An 18,452-nucleotide genomic window follows, 5' to 3' on the forward strand; every position below is an offset into this window, starting at 1 on the left:
GCTTCCTACCCCGCATCGATGAAATTGTGGTGATCGACTTCTTCGACGGCAACATCGACCGCCCATTCGTGGTGGGACGCATCCACGAAGCACAACGCAGTCCAACCAAATTCGATATCAAAGGACAGTTGCCAGACACCAAAAAGCTGGCAGGCATCCGCTCCAAAGAGGTGCAAGGCGAAGGCTATGGACAACTACGCTTTGATGACACCACAGGACAGATCAGCACCCAACTGCAAAACAGCCATGGGGCCAGTCAGCTTAACCTCGGTAACCTAAGTCATCCGAAAGAAACAGAACAAAGTAATGGACGAGGCGAAGGCTTTGAGCTGAGAACCGATCAGTGGGGCGGAATCCGAGCAGGGCAAGGCCTACTCCTTTCAACCTACAAACAAGACCAAGCGAATGGTACACACCTTGATGCCAACGAGGCGAAGTCACAACTCGAAGGCAGTCTGAACAACGCCAAAGCTTTAAGTGAAGTGGCAAAGAATCAGCAGACCGATCCGCTTGAGGTGCTTGAAGAGCTGCAAAACTTTATGGAGCAAATTGAAAAAGGCAGTAAACAAAAGTCAGATGCATTTAAGCAAGCATTGATGATTTTAGCTGCACCAAATTCAATTGCACTTGCAACAAATGAAGACATCCATATATCTGCAGATGGTCAGATCAGTCATAGTGCAGGGGATAGCATTAACATCTCTACGCAAAAATCTTTGATTGGGCATGCATCTAAAAAGATTAGTTTATTTGCAGCACAAGAAGGCGCACGACTTTATGCGGGTAAAGGTAAGATTGAGATTCAGGCTCAAGGCGATGCACTTGATTTGATCGCACGTAGAGGTGTTCAGATCATTTCTACAGAAGATATTATTGAGTTTAAGAGTCCAAAAGAAATTATTTTGACCGCAGGTGGATCGCAACTAAAAATCAATGGCTCGGGCATATTCTCAACTACAGGTGCCAAATTTGAGGTTAAGGCGGGACAGCATAATTTTATAGGTGGTGGAAATATAAATACAAGATTGCCAGCATTACCTCAAATTATGGAAGAACAAAAAAATAAGGGTTACTTATTATTTGATAATTTAACTCAAAAAGTTTTACCTAATAGGTCGTATAGATTAATTAAAGAGAATGGTGAAGAGATACTTGGGGTTTCAAACAATGATGGTTTCGTTGCTGAATACGGAAATGCAATATTAGAAATATTACCAGAAGTTGAAGAAGCCTATTTAGACACTTCAGTTTCCCAATCTATGGTTGCATATGATTGGATTGAAGAAGATGGTCAAAAGTATATAGCTTCCACAGATTTTGATGTTCCATCGAATCGAGTAGGTAGTACAGCATTTCTTGCACTAGCTATAAAAAAAGATTCTACACTTCAAAAAAGAATAAATGATTATGCAAAGATTAATTATCATCCAGATGCCTATCCAAATGTACCGAAGGGTGCAAAATTAATTCTGCATACTGAGTTATTAAGTAACACTGGAAAGAGTGGTTCAATTCAGTATTCTGAATGGTTTAGCCCAACAAAAGTTGGGGATCGAGGGTTGAGACAATGTGTGCAATCAATAGTACAACAAGGAATTTTGCCTACTAAGTATTATTATATTTTCACTCATGCAAATCCTTCATTATTGACATATCTCGATAGTGCAAATCTAGATACCCCAGCTAGTATTATAAGAAAATTAAAAAAGGATGGTTGTCGTTTTGATAAGCCAATTGTAATTATGGCTTGCCAAGCAGGGAATGGGACAAACAGTATTGCAGAAAGATTGTCTAAGCAAAAGGGAGTGGGCACAGTATATGCAATGACAGCATTAGGATGGTTTACAACAGCAGCACCTTATCGCTTTTTAGGACCTTATGGCAGGTTTTTAAGAAGAAGCCCTCGAGATAGTAAATTAGAAAGGCAATTTCAAGGTGAATTCCGTATTTTCAACAGTGGAAGTATTAAGCCCGCACAAGATAAAGGTACGGGTGCAAGTGGTAATCAGCCTAATAGAGGAAATGCAGGAGCTAATCCGTCTATTCATACTGTGAAAAGAGGCGAAAATTTATCGCAAATTGCTAAAAAATATAGTGTTAGTGTAAGTAGTTTGTGTAAGGAAAATGGTATAACTGACCCGAATAAGATAAATGTTGGTAAACGTTTGAGGATTCCTGGATAGATTTTTATGAAAACTATAATTGGTATCTTAATAATAGCTTTGATTTCATTTGGTTGTACGCAGTCACAGAACGCTATATTGGATAAAAAAGAAAACAAGGTGAAAGAAATGAATTGGCTGATGAATGATCATTGGACTCCAGGACAAACTGAAACTGCAGCTGGATTCTATCAAATTACACAGTATGACGAATCTCCTGAAAAACAAATAAAGATTATTGAGGAAAGAGCTGCAAAGAATGATTTAAATGCTCGATATGCAATTTTAGCGGGAAAAGAAATGAATGAGTTGAATGAGCCTCTTTCATTTGATAAAAAATTTGAGATTTATAAGGCTTATAGTCAACTTGCTCAATCGGGTCAAATTAATGCAAAAGTTAAACTACTCAATTTGTATAATGATGATGAGTTTAAAGATGGGAAACAAAATTACGAAATATTGATGAAAATTACTGAATTAGATGGTCAGCGTTTAAGAGAGATGATAAATAATTTTTTTAATCAAACAATATCGGCAGGTCGTCAAGGGGAAATTAAGGATTATATTGCATTTATTCTTAATGAGCAGGCTTATGAAACAGAAGAGAATACTTTTAGTTTTGATTTCTATTTTAAAGATCTAAGAACTGTAAAGGTTCTAAGAAATTCAAAATATAAAGAAGAGTTTACCCATCAAATTGAAAATGTTTTTAATCAAAATCATGATGGTAATTTAATATTATTTATCATGCAATTTTATACATTTGATTTTAAACATAATGATTTGAATAAAGTTTGTCAGTATTCTAATCTGTTGAAAAATACTGAATATCAGAATGAGCTTGTTTATAAAGAAATTATAAAGGTATTACATGAAAATAATATTTCGTGTCAATCGAAAAATAATGAAATTGAGTTTGATAAAATGAAATTAAATGATTGGTATAGAGGTTGGAGTTTATGAATATATTAACATTATGTGTTTTTGTAATAGATGAATAAAAATATAGATTTTTTCTGAAATGGATGTTGTATTAAAAGAGTGACTTTTAATGTTGTAAAATATATTTGGAGTATTAGGTGATAATTTATTTTACGCTGAATAATATATCATCTAATGATTTTATTTTTTTTACGATATCCCAAAGTTCTTTCGCCTCAGGATAATGCTTCGACATCATCCCCAACCATTGTTTATAACGACCGACCATATTCATTTCTTTTTTATATGAACCATTTAAGAACCGAATTTGAAGTGCAAGTAAATCATTCCAACTTAATAACGGCTGCTCCGTATTTTGACGAATACATTGTGTAATATCAGGTGTTGTGACAGCACCACGACCAATCATCAAGTCTTCACAGCCTGATTCAATCTGGCATTGTTTCGCATCTGCATTGTTCCAGATTTCACCATTGGCGATCACATTGATCTTTAAAGCTTCACGAATTGGTTTGAGTTGATCCCAGTATGCAGGCGGTGTGTAGCCTTCAGCTTTGGTACGGGCATGAACAGTGAGCCAAGATGCACCTGCATCTTCAATAGCATGCGCATTTTCTAAAGTATAGTTACGATCCATATAACCTAAGCGCATTTTTGCTGAAACAGGTATATGACTTGGAACGGCATCACGAACCGCTTTAACGAGTTCATGCACGACTTCAGGTTCATCTAATAAAACAGAACCACCCCGATGACGATTCACTGTTTTAGCAGGGCAACCAAAATTCATATCAATAGCTGGTGCACCTAATTGAACAGCTTTGATTGCATTGGCTGCAAGCATTTCAGGATCATTACCTAAAAATTGCACATGTACAGGTGTGCCAGCAGCAGTTTTACCGCCATTTAAAAGTTCAGGACAATATGAATGATAGACATGATCAGGCAAGACAGAATTGGTCACTCGAATAAACTCAGTCACGCACCAGTCAAAACTGCCTACGGATGTAAGTACATCACGCATAATTGGATCAGTTAAGCCTTCCATCGGTGCAAGGATGAGTTTCAAAGCAATCCGCCTGTTGAATCAAAAAACAGGGTTATACGCATTTTACTTTTGGATGTCTAGTTTTATTGATTTATATGATCTTTGGTGCGCTAAATTTTAGCGTCCTAAAATCATTTCCAAAACGAACTTAGTACCAATAAAACCAATTGCTAATAAAACGAAACCTACAATGGTAAAACGAATCGCTTTTTGCCCACGCCAACCAAAGCGATAATGCCCAAAAAGTAGAGCACCGTAGACAATCCAAGAGACTATACTAAAAGCAGTCTTATGCGCTAAATGCTGTGCAAAGAAATCATCAATGGTAAAGAAACCAAAGAGCAGAGCAACTGAAAGTAATCCAAAACCTGTGATCAACATATCAAAAAGCAATGATTCCATAGCTTGATATGAAGGCAGTAAACTGACCCAAACACGATTCTTTTTTTTATTTTTAAGTTCGCGATTTTGTAGCCAAAGTAGTACGGCATGGATGGTTGCCATCAGTAAGACTGCATATGCCGACAACGATAAAATAATATGAATGTCTAAGCCTAAAGTATTCTGAGCAATCACAAATTCTTTCGGTTGACTTAAAGTAAAACCTAAGATGAGTCCGAGTGCTGCAACAGGTATGCCTATCAGATTCAGCGCGATTACAGGGCGGTAGGAACTATAAAGTAGACTGAGTAGTAGCATCAGGGCAGAGGTAAATGACATTAGGTTAAAAACGTCATAATTTATGCCCATTGGCGTGGTCATATCGTGATATAACACTGTGGCATGCAGAATAAGACCTAAAGCTGAAACAATGCCAATAAACCAATGGTTTGGAGCACGTTTTGACATTAAGTGTAAAAACAAATACCAAAAAGACGTGGTATAAGCAATTAATGCTAAAATTGTGTAAACCAAAGGGAGGCTAATCATGTCAAACCTTTTTCTGGATGCTGAATATTCATGTTATGAGATATAAATTCCATGCGAACTACAGTATCCTATAGCATCTTATGCATAAATTTTCTATTTTAAGAAAGATTTTTTTGCAACAACCATTTTAAGCGGATTTTGCAATGTTTGATACCTTAACAGAACGACTCACGCAGAGTTTAAGAAATGTTACTGGCTCAGGGCAACTGACCGAAGACAATATTAAAGATACGTTACGTGAAGTACGTATGGCCCTACTTGAGGCGGATGTTGCCTTACCTGTGACTCGTGAGTTTATCGCGAAAGTTAAGGAAGAGGCATTGGGTCAAGAAGTCATGACCCAACTATCACCGGGTCAAGCTTTCGTTAAAATCGTCCATGACGAATTAACAAAAATGATGGGTGATGCGAATGAAACCCTTGATTTAGCAGCTAAACCACCCGTTGTAATCTTACTTGCAGGCTTACAAGGTGCAGGTAAAACGACAACTGCAGCGAAACTTGCACGTTTCTTACAAGAACGTCAAAAGAAAAAAGTAGCCATGGTTTCTGCCGACGTTTACCGTCCAGCAGCGATCAAACAGCTTCAAACTGTGGCTGGTGAAGTTGGTGCGATATTCTTTGAATCAAGTGCTGATGAAAAGCCAATCACGATTGCCAATCGTGCGATTGAGCAAGCGAAGATTCAATTTGCTGATGTCTTGATTGTCGATACTGCAGGTCGTTTACATATCGATGACGATATGATGGACGAAATTAAAGAGCTTCATGCTGCAATTAAGCCGACTGAAACTTTGTTTGTTGTTGATGCAATGACTGGTCAGGATGCTGCCAATACTGCAAAAGCCTTTAATGATGCATTGCCGTTAACAGGTGTGATCTTAACCAAGACAGATGGTGATGCACGTGGTGGTGCTGCACTTTCTGTTCGTGCGATCACAGGCAAGCCAATCAAATTCTTAGGTATGGGTGAAAAACTTGATGCCTTAGAACCTTTCCATCCTGAGCGTGTTGCACAACGTATCTTGGGTATGGGTGATGTACTTTCTTTAGTCGAAGAGCTTGAACGCAAAGTCGATAAAGAAAAAGCCGAAAAAATGGCGAAAAAATTGCAAAAAGGCGGAAGCTTCAACTTTGAAGACATGCTGATGCAATTTGAACAGATGAATAATATGGGCGGTATGATGGGCTTCTTGGATAAGTTGCCTGGCATGAGCAATTCAGGTATTCAAGATGCGATTGCGCAAGCGAACCCTGAAAAGCAAGTGAAGAAAATGGAAGCGATTATCCAATCGATGACCATTAAAGAGCGTCGTAATCCAGACCTTATGAATCCAAGCCGTAAGAAGCGTATTGCTGCGGGTTGTGGTATGGATGTTGTTGAAGTGAATAAACTGATTAAACAACATGCTCAAATGGCTAAAATGATGAAGAAGTTTGCCAATCCGACAGGTATGGCGAAAATGATGAAATCATTGACCGGCATGCAGAAGAAATTCGGTGGCGGTGGTGGCATGGGTCCTCTATTTGGTGAATCACCGAAAAAGTAATGTGACACTTGTGACAAGAAAAAAGGCGCGTAATGCGCCTTTTTTCATGCTTAAGATTTGGTTATTATTTAGTTTTTAAAATTAAACTCTTTATTAGAACTAAAAATAATGAAAAAAGTCTTTATCATTCATGGTTTCCAAGCCTCGGGGAAAAGTCACTGGTTTCCTTGGTTAAAACAACAACTTGAAGATATTCGAGTTGAGTGTCATGTATTGAATATGACGGATTCGATGCATCCAGATTATTTGATCTGGAAGCAGAATTTAACTCAACAGCTTCAATATTTGGATTCAGATACCATTGTGATCGCCCATAGTTTAGGCTGTATCAGTGTGCTTGATTATTTGTCATCTGTACTTGAACATCAGAAAATTAAAGCTTTTATTGGCGTATCAGGCTTTAAAGAGAAGCTTAAATCGTTGCCAGAGTTAAATCACTTTATTGAGCAAACGCACTTAAGTGATGGCATTTTGCGTTTGAATATCCAACAGCGTTATGTGATTTTTTCAAATAATGATCTGTATGTACCTGCTCCTTTAACGATTTGTTTAGGGCAGCGAATCAATGCACAAATGTTAGAAATTAAAGGCGCAGGGCATTTTCTAGAAGAAGATCGTTATCGAGAGTTCCCGCAATTGTGGGAGTTGCTTCAGAGCATCTTGTCTGCTTAATTGAGCTAGACCCTTTTTCAATCGCATAGCATGTCTAAGCAATTGTTGAGAAATAAAAAGCCACCTTAGACGGTGGCTTTTTAATGTATTCACTTCAAGTGTGAATCATATATTGATGACAAAATTTATTCGCGATCAGCATTTAACTCATTGTAAATAGATTCTACAATTTCGCTTTGTTGAGCTTCATCTTCAACCAATTGACCTTCTTTATTCCAGACTTTGTTGTCTGTTACTTGAATCGAGGCATCATCAGAAACACTGAAATCAGCGGCTTTAGCACCCGTGGAGTACCATAGTTTTTGTTTTACAGTTTCGCCTTCAACGATTTCACTTTCGAGACCAAGTTTGCCATTTTTATAATAGGATTGTGATTTTCCGACTTCTTCGCCTTGTTCTAAAGTCCCTTGAAATGAAACATTACCATTTTCAAAATACAGTGTTACAGGGCCACTCACGTACTTATTTTCAAAGCTAAACAGTCCCATTGGATCTTGAATCCAAATTGGAGAAGACTGAGGTTTTTGTGTTTTTTGGAAAAAGTCTTGAACTAAGAAACGTCCTTCTTTATCACGACCCAGTAAGGTACGGTAATAACCATCTTCAATCGGTTTAAGAGAATAGGTTTGATCAACCGTTGATGCACAACCGCAATCTTGCTCATTCGGTGTTTTACTGAAATACGAAATAATCGGTTGTTTGGTATTGAGTTGTTGTTGAATGTTCTGAGGAATATGAGTCGATTGAGACTGCATACTGGTACAACCTGTAAGGATTGCTGTCAGTCCAAGCATTGTGCCGCAGAGTAGGTGCGTTAATTTCATTGTATTAATCCGTCTTAGTGTCGTTGTTATCAATCATTGAAGTTATAGATGATTTAAAATATTAGTGTGCAAACGATAATTTTTTATAACGTGATGATGTTGCACTGAATTTAATTAGAAGTATTTAAGTATAAGTGAATTGTTTAAACTGAATGTTGAATCCTGTTTAAAAATCACAAAAAATCAACATTCATTTTTTAATATGAGTATAAGCAATGTATAGCTGAAAAGGGATGAAATCGTTTTATTTTGAAGGATGAAAAAACGACTTCAAATCGACTCATTTATCCAGTTGAGATAAATAAAGTTGAAGCCCTTTAAGTAATAAATCATGCTCAATGATCGGTTGATACTCTTCCAGATAACGTGCGAATAGGGGCGCATCTCCACCTGTGAGAATCAGTTGTCGAGGAGATTGCTTCATTACGTTTTGAATGGTGCTGAGTAGTCCTAAGAATATGCCGTGATGCACTGCATCAATGGTATTACGACCAGGACAGAGTTCATTGAAAGCGATATCTGGAATTTTAATCCCTTTGGTATTTTGAATCAGTGAATTACGCTGTAGATGCAAGTTCGGTAAAATATATCCGCCCAAATGCTGTAATCCTTCAGTCAGGTCAATGGTGAGTGCAGTACCACAGCTCACAACACATAAATTTTGCTCTGCATTTGCCACAGCCAAAACCTGTAACCACCGATCAATTCCGAGCTGTCCTATATCATCATAGCCACATTTTAAGCCTGCATATTCGGCATGGACTTTGGCAAAACGCACAGGAATATCGAGCATTTTTAAAATCTTGATAATCCGGTCGTTGTTCTTTTTATCTTGAACAGATGAAATACCGACTTTACTTAAGTTTTGATTTTTAAAATGCTGAATCAAGCCCAGCATCAAGTCCGCAGGGGATTGCAAATGCAATTCAGCAGCATGCTCGATGACTTGATTGTTTTCAGTAATCCAATATTTAAGACGGGTATTTCCAACATCGAGCCACAGTTGTTTCATGACATTTTCCACAATATTTTAAGCATTTATTTGGTTTTAATTTTTTGCGCGTAAACGACCTTGATAGAATCCTTGTAATCCTTGCTCTGTCAATATATTAATCCGACCATCGTCAGAAATGCCTTTAAATGTGCCTGAAACGGTCTCGTGGATCTGTTCAAATTCGACAGGCTGACCCATAAACGCAGCATAGTTGTTAAAACGACCCGAGAGGTTGTAACTGCCATGATCAAACCATTGACCTGCTTGCTGAATAGCGAGATACAGCTCAGCAATAATTTGAATACGATTAGGATGTTCTAAGCCCAATTGAAACAATGACGTTGCTTGTTGATCAATTCCTTCTTGCGATACAGGTAGCAGATTTACCCCAACACCGACAATCGCTTGATTTGCGTTAATCGGTTCAACTAAGATTCCGCCCCATTTTCCTTGTGCACTGAACAAGTCATTCGGCCATTTAATCTGTAGGTTATTCAATCTCTTTAATGCAGGAATTTGAAGAATATTCAAACCAATTTCAAGAGAGAGGCGTCCATCTAAGGGTATGCGTGTTTCCAGCAATGTGCTTAAATAAATATTACCAATCGGTGATACCCACTGTCTTTGGTGCTGACCTCGTCCCTGCGTTTGCTGTTCACTACAAACTAAAATACCCTGTACATCTTGTTTGGCCAATGCACGCACTTCGTCATTGGTCGATGTTGTGGTCTGTTTGAGTAAAAGTACCTCAGGAAGTTGTTGAGCGTTACTGAGAAGTTGTCGAAGATGACGAGTCTCTAAATCCATGTTGAATCTGAGAAGAGTAAAAGATTTATGGAGTTAATCATATATTTAGCTATTGGTGCAATTGCTGGATTCACCGCAGGTTTGTTTGGAGTGGGTGGTGGCCTGATCATTGTACCGATTTTATTTGTGGTGTTTAGCCAGATGGGCTATGACCCGAATGTGATTATGCACATGGCATTGGGGACATCTTTAGCAACGATTATGGTGACTTCAATCAGTTCAGTCATGGCACATCATAAAAAGGGTGCCGTGTTGTGGGGCGTCTTTAAAAACCTAGCGCCTGGGCTGGTCTTAGGCTCATTTTTTGGTGCAGCAATTGCAGGCATGATGTCTGGCGGTAATCTGCAATTGGTGATTGGTGTATTTGCCATTTGGGTGGCTTATCGCATGTTTAGTACTGCAAAAGCTGTGGTTGATGAATCAAAGCATTTACCACCACCATTTGCACAAACACTTGCAGGTGGTGGGATTGGCATTGCATCTGCAATCTTTGGCATTGGCGGCGGAAGCTTAACCGTACCTTACTTGAATAAAAATGGTGTAATGATGCAAAAAGCCGTCGCAACATCTGCTGCTTGTGGCTTGCCCATTGCTGTTGCAGGCGCATTAGGCTTTATGTTCTTTGGTGCGAAAGCACATGGCAATATCGAAAATGCCATTGGTTATGTACATATTTATGCTTTTATTGGCATCAGTGTGATGAGCTTTATTACAGCGAAAATTGGTGCAAAAGTTGCGCATGCATTATCGCCAGCCATGTTGAAAAAATGCTTTGCCGTATTACTCAGCTCAGTCGGAATTTATTTTATTTATCAAGGGCTTTTCTAAACAAGGCGGCATCTTAAAATGTGTTAAATCTTATTCCAATTGACTTTAAATTCCTAAAATTGTCCGACAAGGACATAGTCAACCCATAGCTTATTCATATAAAAACGATATGTCAGCTCAGCTATGGGTCGACTAAATATATAAAAATAAGTAGGAATTTTATGCAATTGGAAGAAAAGGACAGCCTTTCGGAGCAAATTGCCAAACATATTAGTGAACAAATTATTAGTGGCGAATTGGTCGAAGGTGAGCGAATACAAGAACTACGTATTGCGAAAGAGCTCGATGTCAGTCGTGGTTCAGTACGTGAAGCATTGCTTTTACTTGAAAGAACGCATTTGATTGAGATTTATCCACGTCGTGGCGCGATTGTCTCTGAAATGTCTGCACAACAAGTCCGCGCTTTATTTGATACCTGTGCGCTAATGTTGGGGCAAATTGTTCAACGTATGAGTGAGACATGGCGGACTCATGAAGCTGAAGCGATACAGCAGTTATTGACCCATTTGATTGAGCAAGTGAAACAAAGCAATACTGAAAAATTTTATGATGGGGTATTTCAGTTTTTAGCTCAACAAGATGCGATGGTCACCAATCCTTATCTGATGAAATTTTTTAAAGAATTGTTACCTTCTTTACGCCGTAGTTATTTTTTAACGTTGAATACCTCTAGACGTGAACTTCAAGATGCTTTAGAACTGATTAAGTTAGTGATTGATGCAATTTTGATCAGAAAATCACAACAAGCCACTTTATTTATGGAAGATTTTTGCCGACACTTGCGCAACCTAGTGTTAGAGTCATTAACACGGATGAAACAAATCGAATTAGCTTGGGCGCGGAGATCGCGCAGATAATCAGGACACTATGCGTTTAAGCAGCTTAAAACTATCAGGCTTTAAATCTTTTGCCGACAGTAGCACATTACAATTTAAAGACAATCGTACTGCGGTTGTGGGGCCAAATGGATGTGGTAAATCCAATGTGATCGATGCGATACGTTGGGTTATGGGGGAGTCTAGCGCGCGCCAATTGCGTGGTGGAAGCATGCAAGATGTCATTTTTACAGGTACGGCAAAACGTAAACCTGTAGGTATGGCAAGTGTAGAACTACGCTTCGAAAATACCTATGGCAAGTTAGGTGGGGCTTATAATGCCTACACTGAGCTTGCAGTACGTCGCCAAGTGAATCGCGATGGCAAGTCTGAGTATTTTTTGAATGGTACTAAATGTCGCCGTCGTGATATTACCGATATTTTTCTGGGCACAGGTTTAGGACCTCGTTCATACGCGATTATTGAACAGGGTATGATCAACCGTTTGGTCGATGCTAAACCAGATGAAATGCGCGTATATATCGAAGAGGCTGCAGGGGTTTCTCGATATCAAGCACGCCGTCGTGAGACGATGCAACATTTGGAACATACGACACAAAATTTGAGTCGTTTAGATGATATTGCTTCAGAATTAAAATCACAGTTAAAAACCCTAAAGCGCCAAGCTGAAACTGCAATTCAATACAAAGCTTTAGAAACTGAAATTCGTACTTTAAAAATCGAAATTTTATCTTTTCAATGCCAACAAAGTCAGCGAATTCAACAAGAATACAGTACGCAAATGACCGATTTGGGCGAGCAATTCAAATTGGTTCGTTCAGAGCTCACCACGGTTGAACATGACTTGGCTTCGACCAGTGAATTGTTTCAACGCCTCATTCAGCAATCGACACCTTTACAAAATGAATGGCAACACGCTGAGAAAAAACTGGCTGAGTTGAAGATGAACTTGGAGCAAAAACAAAGTTTGTTTCAACAAAATACTGAAACTCTAGCGCAACTCGAACAACAGAAAATACAAACCAAAGAACGAATACAGTTAATTGAGTTGCAACTTGAAGGTTTGTATAACCAACAAGAATTGCAAACTGAAAATTTGCAAAGCAGTGAAAGTGATGGGCAGCAGTCGCATCAACAGTTTGCCGATCTCAAAGCGCAACATGTTAAAGCACAGCAAAGCTTTACTCAAATTAAAGAGCAGGTCGAAAAACAGCAACAACAAAAAGCACAAATGTTAGCGCAGAGCGAACAACTGGCTAAAAATATTTTGCGAATAGAACAGCAAAAAGAAACGTTGATATCTCAGTCGATTCAGATTCAACAGCAGTTCCAAGATCAAGATTTAGAGCAATTAAATTTAGATAAAGCCAAATATCAGATGCAATCTGAACAATCTGAACAGTTGATTGCTGAGCAAAAGGACAAACTTGAAGTTATTCAAGCTCAGATCCAAACCCAAAAATCTCAAATTTCAGCTTTAAAGTCTGAAATACAAGTTTTATTGTCTGAACAAAAAAACTTAAATCAGTTGGTGGTCAAAGTCTCAAAACAAAGTGATCAAAATGTCACTCAATTGATGCAAGTACTGAAATTAAAAGATGCTGCAAAACCCTATGCTCATTTGATTGAAAAGTTTTTGGCAAAGTGGCTCTCTGCACAAGTACTAGATCAAGATGGTGCATTTCAAGAAAATATTGCGCGTCAGATCAAAGCTCAACAGATCAATCCAAGTCATGAAAAAAATATTCAACTCGGTGATTTGAGTTGTTTAGCCGATTGGATTGAATCACCTGTACATAGTCTGTGGAATCAAGTGGCGATTTGTGAAGATCTTCAATCAGCTTTAGCACATCAATCAAAGCTAAAGTTAGGTCAGTCTATTCTCAGTTTAGATGGTTACCATGTAGGTACAGATTGGGTCATCGGTTTGTTCTTTGATGAAGCCAGTCAATCTGCCCAAGGTGCACTGAGTCATCGCATACGCTTAGATGAAATTGATCAAGCTTTAGCGGAACTTGAGCCAAAGTTGCTAAAGGCTGAAGCTGAATTACCTCAACTCACGACGCAAGCTTCGGAATTACAAACTGAATTACAACAGTTGCAAAGCAATTTGAAAATTCAGCAGGCAGAAACGCAGAAGTTAGATGTGTTGATTGCCAAACAGCAAACCGCAGTTCAGGCATTCGATGTTCAAAAGCAACAATTACAATCGCAATTGACTCAGTTGGATACACAGCTTGAAGAAGATGCGATGCAAAAAGATGATTTAGAAATTGATTTGCATGCACTCAATCTTAAGCTTGAACAAAATTTACCTGCATATAAGACACAGCAGTTCCAATTGGAAGAGTTAACGGATCAAGTTGAAGCATTACAACAACAGATTCAGCTGAAACAACAAGACTTGGAAGCATCTCGCCGTTTAGCCGTTCAAAATCAACAACAGATTGAATTGTTAGAGAAAGATGTATCTTTCTTAAAATCACAGTATCAACAGATCTTAAGTCAAATTGAACAGGCAAAAAAGTTTGTCGATCCGATACAGCTTGAGTTACCAAGCTTACAAAGTCAGTTTGATGAACAGCTTCAGATCACTGAAAAATTGCAAAAAACATGGTCAGAGTGGCAAGTTGAACTGAATAATGTTCAATCTAAACAACAGAATTTGACTGAGTTACGTCATCAACATCAACAGAGTGATGAGACGTTTCGAAGTCAGTTGGAAGAAAAAAGACTGGCATGGCAAGTCGCAAAATCTGACTTACAGCACTATTCTGAACAGTTGAAAGAGCTGAATAGTGATGTACTTGAAAATCTGAGTATTGATCTGAGTGCACATCAGATTAAACTGGAAAAATCACTGCAAAGCTTTGAGAAAATTGGTGCGGTGAATTTGGCTGCTTCGGAAGAGTATGAAGAAGTTTCTAAACGCTTTGAAGAGTTAAGTCATCAAATTGAAGACTTGGAAAAGACCGTCGAACAGTTGAAAGATGCAATGAAAAGCATTGATCAGGAAACCAAAAAACTGTTTATGACCACTTTTGATCAGGTCAATAAAGAGTTGGCTGAGCTCTTTCCAAAAGTGTTTAATGGTGGTGAGGCAAGTTTAAGTTTAGAAGATGATTGGCAGTCAGGGGTTAAACTGATGGCTCGACCACCAGGTAAACGAAACAGTTCATTGGCACTGTTGTCGGGTGGTGAAAAGGCGTTAACAGCCTTGGCTTTGGTGTTTGCTATTTTTAGATTAAATCCTGCGCCATTCTGTGTACTTGATGAAGTTGATGCACCTCTTGATGATGCAAATGTAGGAAGATTCTGTAATTTGGTAAAAGAGCTTTCTGATCAGGTGCAATTCATTTACATTACCCATAATAAAGTTGCGATGACTATGGCAACTGATTTATTAGGTGTGACGATGCCTGAACCAGGTACATCGAAGCTCGTCACTGTGAATTTGGAAGATGCGAAAGAATACGGTTTAGTTGCGGAGTCATAATATGGAAATCAGTACAATTATTGGAATTGTGGTTGCGATCATCATTTGTGTTGTTGGTTTGCGAATGATGTTGCGTTCACCAAATGAAGCTGCACCGTCTTTGGAAACTGAATTACATATTAATGAAGACAGCAACACACCTGTTATTCCACGTCATGTACGCAATCAACTTCAGACAGAAAATGCTGAAGCTCAAACAGCTGAACGTATTGAGCCGAGTATTCATACAACTGAAAAAACTGAGTCAGCAGATGATAAGCAAGCTGTCGAATCATCAAGTGATCAAGTGACTGAGTCAGTAGTTAAAGAAAATTTAGCTCTGAATAATCAAGAAAAAATAGATTCTTCTGATTTGAATGCCGAAGTGCGTGTTGAAGATCAGAGTGAAGATCGTATTGCAGTTCAAAAAGAAGCAGATCAGGCGAAGGTTGATCAAGAGTTACAGATTCAACCCACAACACAAGATAAAGCAACGCTTGTTGCTGAAACTCAAGTTCTATCTGGAAAAGATGAAAGTGATGTCACTAAAATCTTGAAAGAACCTGAATTTTCTTTAAACCCGAATGTGCAAACGGCTGAAATTAAAGACTATGAAGAGGAAAGTAGTATTTTGGATGTGCATTTGCACGAACAACAGCGCTTTGATGACGAAAGTGAATTGGCGCGCGCGGAACACATTATTAGTTTGAATGTTTATCCAAATCCACGTAAGGCTCTATCAGGCGATAAAACACTGAAAGTCTTGCTGAAATATGGTCTACGTTTTGGTGAAATGAACTGTTTCCACCGCTATGAAGATCCTGAAAAAGTCAGTCCTTTAATGTTCTCTGTCCTTCGTATCACTGAAGAAGGGCCGGCTGGTTTTGATTTAGAAGCGTTGTCTGTTGAACAAGTCAAAGGTTTGGCTTTCTTCTTGGCTTTACCGCATCAAAATGTTCAAAAGGGTTATGACAGTATGGTCAGTATCGCAGGCTTAATTGCTCGTGAAACGGACGGTACGGTATACGATGAAAATAATCTTGAATTTACACCTCAGCTTAAAGAACATTGGCGTCATAAGGCGATAGATTATCGTCCTGGACAAGAAGTTTAAGCGAATTCATTTCAAACGAATTCTTGAAAATTGTTATACTGATGTTAGACAAATTTAGGCGGAATTTTCCGCCTTTTTATATGGTGAAATTTCATGGATCAAACTGCTGTATTGGCGCAAATGCGTCAACTCATTCAACTGCTTGCACAACATAATCATGCTTATTATGTAATGGATCAGCCAACGATTGAAGACAGCGAATATGATCAGTTGTTTCATCAACTTAAAGCCTTAGAACAACAATATCCTGCATTAACTCAGGCGGATACACCAACCAATAAAGTCGGTGGAAAGGCATTATCTAAGTTTGAAAATATCACCCATGCCGTACCGATGTTGTCTTTAGGGAATGTTTTTAATCAAGACGAATTATTTGCATTTTCACGCCGTATTGAAGAGCGTTTGCCCAATCAAAAAATTCAATATGACGTTGAACTCAAATTTGACGGTTTAGCCATTTCACTGTGGTATGAACATGGTGTGTTGGTTCGCGGTGTGACTCGTGGCGATGGTGAGTCAGGTGAAGTAATCACTGAAAATGTCAAAACGATTCGTAACTTACCGAAAGTACTCAATTCGGTTAAAACACCTGTTCCAGCACTGCTGGAAGTCCGTGGTGAAGTGTTGATGCCGAAAGCTGGCTTTGAAAAATTAAATGCAGAAAATGAATCGAAAGGTGAAAAAACCTTTGCCAATCCACGCAATGCTGCTGCAGGGAGTTTACGTCAATTGGATCCAAGCATTGCTGCATCACGTCCACTGGCATTTTATGCTTATGGAATAGCACAGTGCGAACCGCATCATGGGCAAACGACGATGTCGGCAAGTTTAGAATGGTTGACGCAGTTCGGTTTTGCTGTGGGCGAACAGCATTTTGTCTGTGATTCTATTCAAGAAGTACAAATTGCCTATGAAAAAATTAATTCTGAACGAGCAAATCTTAGTGTTGAAATTGATGGCATGGTCATCAAAGTTGATGATCTAAAACAGCAAAAGCAATTGGGTTTTCTCAGTCGTGAACCACGTTGGGCAACCGCTTATAAATTTCCTGCAGTTGCTGCTCTAACCACGGTAGATAATATTGATTGGCAAGTGGGACGAACGGGAACATTAACCCCTGTAGCACGTTTGAACCCAGTATCGGTTGGTGGTGTGACGGTTTCAAATGTGACTTTACATAATATTGGGGAAATTCATCGTTTAGATGTACGCATTGGCGATACAGTGAGTGTTTATCGTAGCGGTGATGTGATTCCTAAGGTTGAAAAAGTTTGGCCTGAATTCCGTCCTGTTAATGCGGTTGAAGTTCATTTGCCATCGAACTGTCCTGTTTGTGAATCACCTGTGGTGATGCCTGAAGGTGAAGCATTAGCGCGCTGTTCAGGTGGTTTGTATTGTGCAGCACAACGTATCGAAGCGATTCGTCACTTTGTTTCGCGTAAAGCGATGGATATTGAAGGTTTGGGTGACCGTTGGGCGGAGTCTTTGCTGCATTTAGATTTACTCAAAGATGTCGCAGATATTTATCACTTACATGCGCATCGTGAAAAATTACTTACCATTGAAAAAATGGGTGAGAAATCGGTTCAGAACTTAATAGATTCGATTGAAAACAGTAAGAAAACTACTTTTGCCAGTTTTATCTTTGCTTTAGGTATTCGTGGCGTAGGGGAAACCACAGCACGTATGCTTGCAAATACTTTCCAAACTTTAGATGCACTGAAATCTGCAGATTTAGAAGCGTTAAAGAAAACGCCTGATGTCGGTGATATTACTGCTGAATGGATTATCGACTTTTTCCAAGCTGAACATAATGTGGAAGTGGTCAACCGTTTGATCGAAGCTGGGATTCATTGGGATGCGCCTATTGCTCCGACAAGACAGCCCTTAAATGGTGAGAGTTGGGTTGTTACTGGAACGCTAAGCTCAATGGGGCGTGATGAAGCAACTCAAATGTTGCAAGCTTTAGGTGCACGTGTGAGTGGCAGTGTATCAAGCAAAACCAAATGTGTTGTTGCAGGTGAAAAAGCAGGTTCAAAACTTGAAAAAGCAGAGAAGTTGGGTGTGCCTGTTTTAGATGAGCAAGCCTTTTTAGCTTTAATGGCTGAATATGGTCAAAGTTTAGAAGCATAATCTTTACGTTAAAACTAAACTGAGTCTCAAGCCTTTTCTATTGGGTTTGGACTCAGTTTTTTTATGGACAAAATGATCTTGTTTAAAAATGAATTTTCTATCTTTCTAAAAACGTAACGCAGAGTTGCTGTATGCTC

14 protein-coding genes and 1 pseudogene are annotated in these 18,452 nt (G+C 38.8%); 10 read left to right on the top strand and 5 right to left on the bottom strand.

The features are described 5' to 3' along the window. The 3 genes and pseudogenes from AC5YDM_RS02390 to AC5YDM_RS02400 form a co-directional block, all read left to right on the top strand. Window positions 1-1,002: pseudogene (locus tag AC5YDM_RS02390) on the top strand (DUF2345 domain-containing protein); the annotation flags it as partial. A gap of 257 nt (window positions 1,003-1,259) precedes the next feature. Next, a complete protein-coding gene (locus AC5YDM_RS02395) occupies window positions 1,260-2,183 on the top strand; it encodes a LysM peptidoglycan-binding domain-containing protein (protein WP_496150903.1) in 924 nt (307 codons plus the stop codon). Between the two features lie 6 nt (window positions 2,184-2,189). Continuing rightward, window positions 2,190-3,125 carry a hypothetical protein gene (locus AC5YDM_RS02400; RefSeq protein ID WP_496150555.1) on the top strand — a complete coding sequence of 312 codons (936 nt, stop codon included), beginning with the start codon at window positions 2,190-2,192 and terminating at the stop codon, window positions 3,123-3,125. Between the two features lie 124 nt (window positions 3,126-3,249). Here the strand turns inward: AC5YDM_RS02400 and AC5YDM_RS02405 are convergent, their stop codons facing one another. After that, window positions 3,250-4,173 carry a tRNA dihydrouridine synthase gene (locus tag AC5YDM_RS02405; protein WP_496150556.1) on the bottom strand — a complete coding sequence of 308 codons (924 nt, stop codon included), beginning with the start codon at window positions 4,171-4,173 and terminating at the stop codon, window positions 3,250-3,252. Between the two features lie 96 nt (window positions 4,174-4,269). Beyond that, window positions 4,270-5,082 carry a cytochrome C assembly family protein gene (locus AC5YDM_RS02410; RefSeq protein ID WP_496150557.1) on the bottom strand — a complete coding sequence of 271 codons (813 nt, stop codon included), beginning with the start codon at window positions 5,080-5,082 and terminating at the stop codon, window positions 4,270-4,272. A gap of 143 nt (window positions 5,083-5,225) precedes the next feature. On the opposite strand from AC5YDM_RS02410, the gene ffh reads away from it, so the two are divergent. Continuing rightward, a complete protein-coding gene (gene ffh, locus AC5YDM_RS02415; protein ID WP_496150558.1) occupies window positions 5,226-6,632 on the top strand; it encodes a signal recognition particle protein in 1,407 nt (468 codons plus the stop codon). A 108-nt stretch (window positions 6,633-6,740) separates the two neighbouring features. Beyond that, window positions 6,741-7,304, top strand: coding sequence for an RBBP9/YdeN family alpha/beta hydrolase (locus AC5YDM_RS02420; RefSeq protein ID WP_496150559.1), 564 nt, complete (start codon window positions 6,741-6,743; stop codon window positions 7,302-7,304). Between the two features lie 125 nt (window positions 7,305-7,429). Here AC5YDM_RS02420 and AC5YDM_RS02425 read toward each other — a convergent pair whose 3' ends face one another. From AC5YDM_RS02425 to AC5YDM_RS02435, 3 genes are all read right to left on the bottom strand, one after another. Next, window positions 7,430-8,128, bottom strand: coding sequence for a toxin-antitoxin system YwqK family antitoxin (locus AC5YDM_RS02425; protein WP_496150560.1), 699 nt, complete (start codon window positions 8,126-8,128; stop codon window positions 7,430-7,432). A 280-nt stretch (window positions 8,129-8,408) separates the two neighbouring features. After that, entirely contained in the window at window positions 8,409-9,140 is a 732-nt protein-coding gene (locus tag AC5YDM_RS02430; protein ID WP_496150561.1) for a type III pantothenate kinase, read from the bottom strand. Window positions 9,141-9,176: 36 nt separating this feature from the next. After that, window positions 9,177-9,929, bottom strand: coding sequence for a biotin--[acetyl-CoA-carboxylase] ligase (locus AC5YDM_RS02435; RefSeq protein WP_496150562.1), 753 nt, complete (start codon window positions 9,927-9,929; stop codon window positions 9,177-9,179). Window positions 9,930-9,956: 27 nt separating this feature from the next. Here AC5YDM_RS02435 and AC5YDM_RS02440 point away from each other — a divergent pair, with 27 nt between their 5' ends. From AC5YDM_RS02440 to ligA, 5 genes are all read left to right on the top strand, one after another. Further along, window positions 9,957-10,757: a sulfite exporter TauE/SafE family protein gene (locus AC5YDM_RS02440; RefSeq protein WP_496150563.1), complete on the top strand. Its 801-nt coding sequence runs from the start codon at window positions 9,957-9,959 to the stop codon at window positions 10,755-10,757. Between the two features lie 161 nt (window positions 10,758-10,918). Next, window positions 10,919-11,614, top strand: a complete 696-nt coding sequence (locus tag AC5YDM_RS02445) for a GntR family transcriptional regulator (protein WP_496150564.1) — start codon at window positions 10,919-10,921, stop codon at window positions 11,612-11,614. A 10-nt stretch (window positions 11,615-11,624) separates the two neighbouring features. Then, on the top strand, window positions 11,625-15,089 hold the full coding sequence (gene smc, locus AC5YDM_RS02450) for a chromosome segregation protein SMC (RefSeq protein ID WP_496150565.1): 3,465 nt from the start codon (window positions 11,625-11,627) through the stop codon (window positions 15,087-15,089). Between the two features lies 1 nt (window position 15,090). After that, window positions 15,091-16,182 (top strand): cell division protein ZipA C-terminal FtsZ-binding domain-containing protein, encoded by a 1,092-nt coding sequence (locus AC5YDM_RS02455; RefSeq protein ID WP_496150566.1) that lies wholly within the window; start codon window positions 15,091-15,093, stop codon window positions 16,180-16,182. Between the two features lie 93 nt (window positions 16,183-16,275). Next, the gene (gene ligA, locus AC5YDM_RS02460) at window positions 16,276-18,315 is read left to right on the top strand and encodes an NAD-dependent DNA ligase LigA (protein ID WP_496150567.1); all 2,040 of its coding nucleotides are present in this window, start codon (window positions 16,276-16,278) and stop codon (window positions 18,313-18,315) included. The last annotated feature ends 137 nt before the right edge of the window (window positions 18,316-18,452 follow it).

It is taken from the genome of Acinetobacter sp. CY81 (assembly GCF_059515925.1).

Excerpts from the sequence above, each read along its gene's own strand:
- AC5YDM_RS02395 (WP_496150903.1), top strand. The coding sequence starts at position 1,260 with ATGGTTGCATATGATTGGATTGAAGAAGATGGTCAAAAGTATATAGCT.
- AC5YDM_RS02400 (WP_496150555.1), top strand. The coding sequence starts at position 2,190 with ATGAAAACTATAATTGGTATCTTAATAATAGCTTTGATTTCATTTGGT.
- AC5YDM_RS02410 (WP_496150557.1), bottom strand. The coding sequence starts at position 5,082 with ATGATTAGCCTCCCTTTGGTTTACACAATTTTAGCATTAATTGCTTAT.
- ffh (WP_496150558.1), top strand. The coding sequence starts at position 5,226 with ATGTTTGATACCTTAACAGAACGACTCACGCAGAGTTTAAGAAATGTT.
- AC5YDM_RS02420 (WP_496150559.1), top strand. The coding sequence starts at position 6,741 with ATGAAAAAAGTCTTTATCATTCATGGTTTCCAAGCCTCGGGGAAAAGT.
- AC5YDM_RS02425 (WP_496150560.1), bottom strand. The coding sequence starts at position 8,128 with ATGAAATTAACGCACCTACTCTGCGGCACAATGCTTGGACTGACAGCA.
- AC5YDM_RS02430 (WP_496150561.1), bottom strand. The coding sequence starts at position 9,140 with ATGAAACAACTGTGGCTCGATGTTGGAAATACCCGTCTTAAATATTGG.
- AC5YDM_RS02435 (WP_496150562.1), bottom strand. The coding sequence starts at position 9,929 with ATGGATTTAGAGACTCGTCATCTTCGACAACTTCTCAGTAACGCTCAA.
- AC5YDM_RS02440 (WP_496150563.1), top strand. The coding sequence starts at position 9,957 with ATGGAGTTAATCATATATTTAGCTATTGGTGCAATTGCTGGATTCACC.
- AC5YDM_RS02445 (WP_496150564.1), top strand. The coding sequence starts at position 10,919 with ATGCAATTGGAAGAAAAGGACAGCCTTTCGGAGCAAATTGCCAAACAT.
- smc (WP_496150565.1), top strand. The coding sequence starts at position 11,625 with ATGCGTTTAAGCAGCTTAAAACTATCAGGCTTTAAATCTTTTGCCGAC.
- AC5YDM_RS02455 (WP_496150566.1), top strand. The coding sequence starts at position 15,091 with ATGGAAATCAGTACAATTATTGGAATTGTGGTTGCGATCATCATTTGT.
- ligA (WP_496150567.1), top strand. The coding sequence starts at position 16,276 with ATGGATCAAACTGCTGTATTGGCGCAAATGCGTCAACTCATTCAACTG.